Here is a 9,538-nt window from a genome sequence, read left to right as displayed (position 1 = left end):
CTCCCGCGCGCTGACATTATGTTGCGCAAAAGCCGTCGATCGCCTGCGGGACAGCGCCCAATCGTGGCGGCGCAACATAACCTTCGGCGCAACATATTCGACCTTATGTGCAGTTCAACATAAGACCGATGAGGCGACCTCCGAATTTGGCGATCTGCTCGATGTCATCCGCGAAAGCTGTGGTCTGGTCGACTTCCGCGAAGTCGCGGATGAAGCACGTCGCTTCCTCGCCATCCCACGGCCAGAACCCCAGTCCCGACCATCCGGTATCCAGCGCCAGCCCGCCGCGGCACGCGGCTCCCCCGACGCCGCGCGTCGCCTGTTTGGCATGTCGCAGCCGATCACCGGCACGCTGGCCGAACGCTACCTTGCCGCCCGCGGCATCTTGCTTGCCGCCCGTGAGCGCGCTCTGCGCTTCCACCCCGGCTGCTACTACCGGGATCTCGCGACCGGCGAGACGCGGACCCTGCCTGCATTGATCGCGGCCGTCACCAGTCTGGACGGACGCATCACCGGCCTCCAGCGCACCTGGCTCGCTCCGGACGGCAACGGCAAGGCGCAGATCGCCGATCCGCGACGCTCGCTCGGCCATCTCCTGGGCAACGGCATCTGGCTCGGCCTCGATCCCGGCACGCCCGTTCCGATCATGGCCGCCGGCGAGGGTTTCGAGACGATGGCCTCGCTCCGCACGGTGATGCCGGCGCTGCCGGTGGCTGCGGCCACCTCGGCCAATCACCTCGCCGGTCTGACATTCCCGCCTGGCTGCCGTCGCCTCTACATCGCGGCCGATGCGGACGCCGCCGGTCGGCACGGCATCAAGCGTCTCAGCCAGCGCGCAGGGGAGGCCGGGATTCTCGCTCTGGCGCTGCGGCCGCAGCTTGGCGACTTCAACGACGACCTGCGCCATCTCGGCCAAGCCCACCTCGCGGCATGGCTCCGCGATCAACTCGTCCCGGAGGATGCCGGTCTTTTCCTGCCGTCCGGATGAGCGGCCCCTGGCCGGCAGGCGGGCAGAGCCGGCGTCACCGGAAGTCTCGCAGGCATGGCGGCGGTCCGCCGGAGAGGCCGCGCCCGCGGCCTGCCTGAGAGGCGACCCCTGCCACCCCCCGGTCACGGCCGCAACGGCTGCGCCGTCCTCCGCTCGCGCTTCGGCCTTCGGTGCGGCCGCGCCCGGTGCGCGGCCGGGATGCGCTGTCAGGCCGCGATAGGCGCGGCTACAACCGACGGAGACACCGCCATGACCTACGACATTCCTCTCGACGACGCCTACGAGCCCTCCCACGCCTCCTCGCCGACCGACCGCGTCATCCTCGAACTGCAGATGTACGGCCATCGCCCGCATCAGGACGAACCTGACCCTCGGCCACTTCCCGACGACGAGGTGATCCGGGCCGGCCTTGCCGGGATCGTGGAAACCTTCGCCGGCATGCTCGGCGACACCAGGCTCGAACCCGATCTCGACGACCTGCTCTGGTCGTTCGCAAACGTCTTCCACCGTGCCGCCGAGCGTGTCACCCGCAGCCTCGACCGCAACGAGGAGGCGCAGCGCTCGAGTCAGCAGGAGCAGGACGGCTCGGAGGTGAAGTCGGTCGAGCTGGAAAGGCTCACGGCCGAGGGCATCACCTATATCGAGCGCCGCAACGTGCTGGAAATCATGCGCGATGAGGCAGCCGACCTCTACGAGGCACAAACCGGATCGGCATGGCGACCGCGCACCGGCTCCAAGGTCAGTCACCAGGCGATGACCGCTTCGGTGATCGACAGCCGCGACTTCCTCGCCGCCCGCGGCCACGCCGAAACCGAGGTGCTCGTTCCAGCCGGGACCAAGATCGCCTTCGCCGGCGGCCTCGACTGCAACGATCACGACCGGATCTGGGACGCGCTCGACAAGGCCCGCGAAAAACATCCCGACATGGTCCTGCTCCACGGCGGCAGCCCGCGCGGCGCCGAGCGCATCGCCGCCTGCTGGGCCGAGAACCGCAAGGTCACGCAGATCGCCTTCAAGCCGGACTGGAACCGGCACGCCAAGGCAGCTCCTTTCCGCCGCAACGACCAGCTTCTCTCGGTCGTGCCCTACGGCCTGATCGTCTTTCCCGGCTCCGGTATTACCGACAACCTTGCCGACAAGGCCCGTCGGCTCGGGATCCCCGTCTGGCGGTTCGCGGAGGGCGGCGCGTGAGCGCCGTTTTCTTGCAAATCCAGAAAATCCAGATAATATGGAGGCTGATCAAGGAGTCCAGCCATGCGCCAGTTCACGACGGGGGATCTCAACAAGCAGGTTGGCGACGTCACCGACATTGCCAGCCGCGAACCCGTTATTCTCACCAAGCACCGGAAACCCCGGTTCGTGCTGATGAGTTACGAGCACTACGAACGGATGCGCATCGGCGGCGATCCCCGCCGCGCATACCATGTCGCCGAGATGCCGGAGGAACACACGGAACTCTTCGCCGCCGAGATCGACCGATTGGCGCGCGGGGAAGGATACGATGATGAGCGGTAGATTTCTGCCCGGTCAGGTGATCTCCTATCCTTATCTTTGGGCATGGCAATACGAGCGCGGCGAAACGGAAGGCCGCAAGAGCCGGCCGACCTGCGTGGTCATCGCTGTCCGCGGCGCAAGAGATGGCCTGACCCATCTCGCGCTCCTGGCTATAACCACCCAGCCACCGACCAGGGATCGGGTCGGTTTGGAAGTCTCCGCTATCGAGTGCCGCCGCGCCGGTCTGACCGATCTCAAACGCTGCTGGATCGTGGTTGACGAATACAACTACGATATTGCCGAACGCTCCTGGTACATCGAAGCCGACGGTAAGCCCCTCGGTCGTTTCAGCAAGGCATTCATGATGAAGATCGCAGGCGCCTTTATCGAAGCGCGCAGCGAGGGCCGCCGCGTCAGCCGTCTGGATTGACGTTCTCTTTTCGCGGCCATGCGCTCGATCCAGGACGGGAGCCTCTGGCTGGCCGACAAGACCACTAGCTCCAAGCGCGAAGCGCCACTAGCCAGATGCGCGTAACGCCTCCGGCAGCTGCAGGATCCGGGCGCGCCGGCCTGCGGCCCGCCGGGCTCTCGTCGCGGCGTCCCGCCGCTTCCCGAGCCGGCTTTGCCGTCTCGGCCTTCGGGTGACGATCCCTCGCGCAGGGCCAAGGGAGAGGGCGGCCGGCGCGGGGCGGGGGACGCGGGAGAGAAGGGAAAGTCACCATGTCGATGATATTCATAGGTGGATCACGCGAGATATTCGAGCTGCCGGAACCTGCCATCGCTCGCATCGGCGCAATCGTTGCTGCCGAGCACGGCGTGCTGGTTGGCGACGCGTCGGGAGCCGATGCCGAGGCGCAGGGCCTGCTCGCGGGCTACAAGTACGAGCATGTCGGGGTCTTCCATGCCTGCAAGGAACCCCGCAACAATCTGGGCGACTGGGCCGCCTACCATGTCCCGTCACCTGGAGGCACTCATGGATCTTGGTACGACGCCGCCAAGGACCGGGAGATGGCGCGGCGCGCCGACTTTGGCATGATGGTCTGGGACGGCGCATCACCCGGTACGGCCGTCAACGTGCTTCGGCTCGCCATCGCAAACAAGCCGTGCGTCATTTACGATCTGGCCAGGGGCCGGATGGCAACGACGTACAATGTGGAGGACTGGTGCGCCATGCTCCGCCATGCCGGTTCGGACATTCGCCGCCAAGCCGAAGCCCGCATGATGCCGGAGGAGCGTCTAACGTTGCCAGGATGATGGCTGCCGACAGCCCGGCGGGTTCAATCCGATATGTTGATCAGGCTCGCGCCGCCTAATCCACTGTATGTGCGGACGGAGCCGGCCCCTTTCGAAACCGGTCCACGCGCAGAGCCGCGGGGCGTTGTGCGGATGATCATCTTGACGCTTCTCGCCTCTGAAGCGGTGCAAGCGTGCCGAACAACATCCTGGCTTGCCGGGTCATCCAACCTGACTGCGCGGTATCGTCCCCGAGGGGCGTGAAGGCCGCTGCCAGCCGGCTCCGATCTCGAGACCACTCTGCCGCGAGACCGAACATGCAAGGCGGCCACGCGCCGGGCTGCTGTTCGATGTGTTGGCGATGCCGACGACATGACCCGAGAGGCTGCAGCATGTTCCTGCGATCCGGCAGCGTTGCGTCGGCGGTCTAGCGATGGCGGCCTGAGTTCTTTTCCTTCGGTCGCATCCGGGGCCATTCCCGTTTCATGTCGCCTTTGTAGACGACCGCCTGCTTTGTGCGGTCAACCCCCGTTGGGGGTACACTCGGCGAATATTCAGGAAAATTCGATTTCTGTTTTTGTCTGCGGGCAGGCGAAGTTCCTGCCCGCAATTTTTCGGCAAATAGAATTTTCCAGAATTTTCGCCGAGATGACCGCAGCAGGACGGCCCTCTCCTTTGGCGCCATCGGGAATGGTCCCGATGCAACCGAAGGAGAACTACCATGGCCACCACGATCGCAAACCTCACCACCAAGGCCGACGGCTCGATGGAAGGCGTCTTCGCCACGCTCCGGGTCAACGCCCCGATCACCCTGATCCCGAACACCAACAAGTCGCGCGAGGACGCCCCCGACTACCGGATCGTCAACAAGCGCACGGGCTTCGAGATCGGAGCCGGCTGGCACCGCATCTCCCAGCGTTCGGGCGAGGAATACCTCTCGGTCAAGCTAGAGGCCCCCGAGATCGGCGTCATCTTCGGCAATCTCGCTCCCGCCCCGGGTGGCGAGGAAAACAAGAAGGTCATCCTCTGGAACAACCCCCAGTGAGGCATCAGTGGCCGGCCCCGCAAGGGGCCGGCTCCCCACCGGCAATAGGAGGTTGCAATGAGCCGCTACACCATCACTGTCATTGGCACCGTCCCCGGACAGGGCCGCTCGGACCCAGACGCTGTCATCGGCTACGATCCACCACTTCGGACCTACTTCCTGCAGGCGTTCCCACACGAAGAAACCGACGAGCCCGGTCTTTGGCTCGGCACCCACGATCGCGCCTTCGAAACGCTTGAGGATCTTCACCGCGCAGCCGTCTCACACGGCTACGACTTCATCCCGCTGTCGCCCAAACTGGCCGCAAAGCTGTTCGACGACAAAGCGGCAGCCAGCGGGCGTCCGGTGCGAGACACAATCCTCGGCCAGGTGCTGAAACACCTCAACCAACCCAAGTAGGCAAACACATCTCAGGGCCCGCGACGGAGTGTTCCGTTGCGGGCCCTTTTTTTGCGCGCCGCAAAGAGCCACGAACATCACCCGTCACAGCATGCGACAGCGACTCCATACCGCCGATTATTCCCTTGGCAGTTTGTACTTATGAACGCGGATATAATCCTGCACGGCCTTTCGCAGCAGTTCGGTCATGCTGTGCCCGTTGCTGATCGCCAGCAACTTGAACTGGCGCTGCTCCACTGCCGTCAGATAGTACCCGCAGCGGATCATCTCCTCCTCGCGAATCTTCTTTCCGGCAATGGGGTCCTTTTTCTGACCCTGCCGCAGCAGCTTACGGAAATCAGGCCCGACTGCCGGGGATGGCTTTGTCGGTTCCTGCATCTGGGGCGTAGCTTGCTCCTTGATCCCTGATGGCTCGGCCTTCTGTGGGATGAACATGCTGGGCAGCGCCGGCGGCTGCGTGGAGATCGCCTTCATCATGCGGGCTTTCTTGTCGTCACCGGCTTTAGGTGCGGTTTCTTCACTCATGCCGCGTTCCTTGTGGCTTCGATGAAGGTTTGCAGAAGGTCGTCGAAGACCCCTTCGCTCTCGGCAATCGCCTTCGCGTCGGGCACCTCGGGGCTGTACAGGGTCTGCCCGGTCTGAAGGTCGCGGTAGGCAACGCGGTTGTGCAGGACGTGTTCCGCAATCGGTGTCCCGTTGGCCTGGATGATGGCGCGCAGTTCGGTCAGGGCTCGCGCCCTGCCATCGATGATGGTCTGCTTGGTCAGCACGAATATCGCAGGCAGGGGCCTACCTCTGCTCTCGACCGCCAGCGGGATGTAGTGGTCGGTAATCTGGATGGCGGCGGTCACATCGTCGAGGGCAAAATAGACCGGGACGACGACAATGTCAGCCGCGAAGAGCCCGGCCATGAGGTTGTCATTTGTGGTGCCTTCCGTATCGATCAAGACGACGGAACGCTCGCCGTTGTGAGTGGCTGCCGCGCGGAGGATTTCCTGCGGCGTCATCGCGCTCACCATCTGGAGCCTGTCAGGACGATTGCCAGCTTCGCCCAGCATCTGGAACCAGCGGTTCATGTTCTGCCGCCGGTCGCCGTCGATAAGAGTGACCGAATAGCCCCGATGCAGCGCGACGGATGCGAGGGTGCGCAGCATCGTCGATTTGCCAGTGCCACCCTTTGGGATCGCAGCGGAGATGATCATGGGGCCTCCTTCCCGCGTTGTCTCCTTGATTCCATGTTAACAAGGAAACAAGTCATCGTGGACACATGAAGCACAATCACGGTCCGAAACATGGTGACATTGTCGACGGGGAAGACTGGTTTGGCAACCCATGCGCGCACCGAAGGGCTCGCTCAAGGGGGAGTTTTGCGCAGCTGCTATCTTCAGGGAAGAAGGGGTCCGGGTGGCCATCGACTGCGCATTTCCGACTACGCTTTCCAACTACGCATCTCAGGCCGATGTTTCCATGTTAACATGGAAACAAGTCGTCAGCACATCATAGACACATCGCATCAAATCACGATGGGAACATTTCGCCCGCGCTGCTGCCGCTGACAACTAGGCTGGTGAGAAAACCCCGCCCGTATCTACAATTTCCCCCTCTTTCTAATGGCAGGATAGCCTATTTTGTGATACACACAAAATAGGCGGCGCGGCCCTAGCGGGCCTTAGCGCCCGCAAGCGGGCTTGAGAGATGGATGCAGACGCCCAGAAAGCAGCGGTAAAGAGCGCGTCACGACGCTATGGCGAGGTGACGCACATCCGGTTTTGGGCTGACGAGCTGGCCAACCTCAAAGCCATTGCGGAGCGGGACGGGGTTACCGTCAGCGAGGTCGTGCGGCGTCTCGTGCGGGCAGAGGTCGGGCATCTGCCTATCGCATCAGAGGCGTTGCGGCCGGCGATCGTGGACATGACCGATCAGCTGCGGCGCGTCGGCATCAATTTCAATCAGGCCGTGCGCGCGATGAACGACGGCCGTGTTGCCCACGACGAGGATCTTGAACAGGCGCTGGTCGCGGTGGGCGACCTCGTGCGGCAGTTTCGCGAGGAACTGAAAACGATGACCGTCGCGTCTCGCAAGGCTAGGGAGGCCAAGCCATGAGCGGTCGTCTTGCTGGCTACGCTGCCGAAATAGAACGCTATCTGCGGGGCGGGTCCGGCATGAAGCGTGAAGACCTGGACGACGACAAGTCCCTGACGGGGGCCCGACGCGCTGCCAGCGAATTCCAAGCGATGAAGAGTTATGAGCTGACCGGTGGCGGCGGACGCCTCGAGCAAGGACAAGCCGCTTCGACTCTAGGTGGCGGCAGGAGCGCCCCTCTGTCGTCGCCGGGAGGATTGGGGGCGTCGGGGGGTTCGATGTCCAGCGGGGCTCCAAAGGCCACTGCTGCTGCGAGCTCGCACAAGGCCGGTAGCGCCCCGATCATGGTCTATGGCGCCACGCTCGCCGGTTTCCGGCCGGAAGAGGAGGAGGAAGACTGGAAGCGGCGCGGCGGCGGCGGCCGTGGTGCGGGTCGCGCGAGCGCTACAGGGCGAGCGGCGCGGACGGGCTATCAGGCGCGGGCCGTGGCGGCACGGGCAGGCTATGCGGCGGGCGCGCAGCCTGCCGTGTTCAAGGTCATGCCCAATCCTCCGTCGACCAGGGAAGCCGCTGCTCGGCTACTCAATTACATCGGGAAGCGCGAGGACGAAAAAGGCGAGAAACACGACATCGAGATTTTCGACGAGGATGGGCAGATGCTTGCGACAGGCGGCGCAAGAAAGGCGTTCCTGGAGACGCTTTGCGAGACGTTCGAACCGCCCCTGGAAAATACCAATTTTCTGGAGGTTCGTTTCGAGTTCGTCGGCGGGGTCACCGATGCCGCCTTGAGCGAGGCGCTGAACAAGGCCTTTGGAGCAAAACCGTTCATCTATGCGCAGGACGGGCAGACGGTGGAGGTTTACGCGCACACCGATGAGCGGGCTGGACCGCTTGCGAGAGTCCTGGCCGGTGGTCGGGATAATTCGCGCAGCAAGGCGCTCGACAAGATCGAGGCGCGGTTGTCTGAAACCATGGGCGCGGCGGGGGTGGTCGCCAAGGCAGAGGTAATGGCGGCCGTCAGCCGTGAACCCAAAGCGAAATACTTCCTGCAGAAGTTCATCCGCACCCATAGCCAGGTCCGCCACGCAAATGGTGAGCCCGTGCCTGGGGTGAAGAACTCCACGAAGGCTGCCGCTTCAGTCTATGAACAATGGCGCCCGCAGTTTTCGGGGCGTGAGCGCCGCAATGCCTATCACCTGCTTTTCTCGGCGAGAGCCGGCACCGATGCCAACGCCGTCATGGCTGCGGCGCGCGCCGTGCTCGAGGAGCGAGCACCAGGATACAAGTTCGTCCTGGCGCATCACAAGGACACCAAGCACGTCCATATCCATGCAATGGTGCAGGCACGGTCAGCCGATGGCGAGCGCCTGAAATTCTACAAGCCTGATCTCGCAGCCTGGCGCGAGACTTTTGCGGAAAAAGCACGCGAGAACGGCATTGCGATGGTGGCGACGCGGCGCATGGATCATGCGATGACGCGGCCATTCACGAAGGAGCATGCCGGAGCCTATAGCCGCGCGCAGAGCGATCCGCGCTACCAGGTCAGCGCCAGGACGATCGAGCGAGTGGAGGCCAAGCGGCAACGCCGTATCGATGGGCAATCCATTGTCGTTAACGGCGATGCAATCGCTGCCGCATGGCAAAAGACTGTGACGACGATGCGGACCGCGGGCATAGTCGGTCAGGCTCTCACGGCAGCGGAGTTGATCGGCAACAATTTTCTGCGGTTTCGTGGCGATCGGACAGAGGAAGGGCAACCAGCTCCTGCCGCGGATCGCGGAGCTGATCAATCGGGGCAGAAGTCTTTCCTGTCCCATCCCGGTATGAGAGAATTGAATGCACTGATAGGAGATTTGGATATGGCGCAAACCCCCTTGGAAATGCGGCGTCGGATGGCCCGCGTCAATCAGGCTCTGGACAATATGCGCGGGACGCTGCCGCCGGCGCATCAAGGACAGTTCGAACAATATCGTGAAGAGGTGAACGACAAGATGCACGACCGTCTGGCGCGGCTGCAATTCGAGCGGCAGCAGCAGCGTCGTGGTGGTGGCGGTGAGGAGCCAATCCCCGAGCGCGAGGCGCGAGGGCGAGATCTCCCAACGCGGGACGATCCCCGCCAGCCGGAGGAGCCGCGCACCGGCACCGAGCAGGAGAAGGTGAGAGCCAAGCAGAAGGACGCCAACAAACAGAAGGCACGGCAGTCGGAAGAGCAGGACCGCAAGACCCAGCGCTCGAATGATAACGATTACGAGCGCTGAGCAAATTTACGTGCCGGCCCTCTGAAGCGCGGAAGAGTG

The 9,538-nt window shown here is 63.5% G+C and carries 11 protein-coding genes; 9 read left to right on the top strand and 2 right to left on the bottom strand.

What is annotated here, in order from left to right:
• The first annotated feature begins 10 nt into the window (after nucleotides 1-10).
• The 7 genes from NKH13_RS31790 to NKH13_RS31760 all read left to right on the top strand — a co-directional run bounded on the left by NKH13_RS31790 (nucleotide 11) and on the right by NKH13_RS31760 (nucleotide 5,159).
• The gene (locus tag NKH13_RS31790) at nucleotides 11-988 is read left to right on the top strand and encodes a DUF7146 domain-containing protein (RefSeq protein WP_352916762.1); all 978 of its coding nucleotides are present in this window, start codon (nucleotides 11-13) and stop codon (nucleotides 986-988) included.
• Between the two features lie 249 nt (nucleotides 989-1,237).
• Nucleotides 1,238-2,179, top strand: a complete 942-nt coding sequence (locus tag NKH13_RS31785) for a DUF2493 domain-containing protein (RefSeq protein ID WP_352916754.1) — start codon at nucleotides 1,238-1,240, stop codon at nucleotides 2,177-2,179.
• A gap of 63 nt (nucleotides 2,180-2,242) precedes the next feature.
• Complete coding sequence (locus tag NKH13_RS31780) at nucleotides 2,243-2,503, top strand: type II toxin-antitoxin system prevent-host-death family antitoxin (RefSeq protein ID WP_352916752.1); 261 nt, start codon at nucleotides 2,243-2,245, stop codon at nucleotides 2,501-2,503.
• A complete protein-coding gene (locus NKH13_RS31775) occupies nucleotides 2,493-2,912 on the top strand; it encodes a hypothetical protein (RefSeq protein ID WP_352916750.1) in 420 nt (139 codons plus the stop codon). The genes NKH13_RS31780 and NKH13_RS31775 overlap by 11 nt, the downstream gene beginning before the upstream one ends.
• A gap of 290 nt (nucleotides 2,913-3,202) precedes the next feature.
• The gene (locus NKH13_RS31770) at nucleotides 3,203-3,736 is read left to right on the top strand and encodes a hypothetical protein (protein ID WP_352809906.1); all 534 of its coding nucleotides are present in this window, start codon (nucleotides 3,203-3,205) and stop codon (nucleotides 3,734-3,736) included.
• A gap of 700 nt (nucleotides 3,737-4,436) precedes the next feature.
• Nucleotides 4,437-4,760 carry a DUF736 domain-containing protein gene (locus tag NKH13_RS31765; RefSeq protein WP_006205585.1) on the top strand — a complete coding sequence of 108 codons (324 nt, stop codon included), beginning with the start codon at nucleotides 4,437-4,439 and terminating at the stop codon, nucleotides 4,758-4,760.
• A 57-nt stretch (nucleotides 4,761-4,817) separates the two neighbouring features.
• Nucleotides 4,818-5,159 (top strand): hypothetical protein, encoded by a 342-nt coding sequence (locus NKH13_RS31760; protein WP_352916748.1) that lies wholly within the window; start codon nucleotides 4,818-4,820, stop codon nucleotides 5,157-5,159.
• A gap of 117 nt (nucleotides 5,160-5,276) precedes the next feature.
• On the opposite strand, the gene NKH13_RS31755 is transcribed toward NKH13_RS31760, so the two are convergent.
• Complete coding sequence (locus NKH13_RS31755) at nucleotides 5,277-5,684, bottom strand: hypothetical protein (RefSeq protein ID WP_352916746.1); 408 nt, start codon at nucleotides 5,682-5,684, stop codon at nucleotides 5,277-5,279.
• Complete coding sequence (locus NKH13_RS31750) at nucleotides 5,681-6,361, bottom strand: nucleotide-binding protein (RefSeq protein WP_024927363.1); 681 nt, start codon at nucleotides 6,359-6,361, stop codon at nucleotides 5,681-5,683. Before NKH13_RS31750 ends, NKH13_RS31755 begins: the two co-directional genes overlap by 4 nt.
• Before the next feature lie 493 nt (nucleotides 6,362-6,854).
• On the opposite strand from NKH13_RS31750, the gene NKH13_RS31745 reads away from it, so the two are divergent.
• Both NKH13_RS31745 and NKH13_RS31740 read left to right on the top strand, forming a co-directional pair.
• Nucleotides 6,855-7,262, top strand: a complete 408-nt coding sequence (locus NKH13_RS31745; RefSeq protein ID WP_352916743.1) for a MobC domain-containing protein — start codon at nucleotides 6,855-6,857, stop codon at nucleotides 7,260-7,262.
• A gap of 59 nt (nucleotides 7,263-7,321) precedes the next feature.
• Nucleotides 7,322-9,499, top strand: a complete 2,178-nt coding sequence (locus NKH13_RS31740) for a relaxase/mobilization nuclease domain-containing protein (RefSeq protein WP_352916741.1) — start codon at nucleotides 7,322-7,324, stop codon at nucleotides 9,497-9,499.
• Nucleotides 9,500-9,538: the final 39 nt, after the last annotated feature.

Origin of the sequence: Mesorhizobium sp. M1348 (assembly GCF_040317925.1) — a bacterium.
Taxonomy (GTDB): Bacteria; Pseudomonadota; Alphaproteobacteria; order Rhizobiales; family Rhizobiaceae; genus Mesorhizobium.
Note: the sequence above shows the minus strand (reverse complement) of the source record. Positions and strands in the feature narration are given on the sequence as shown.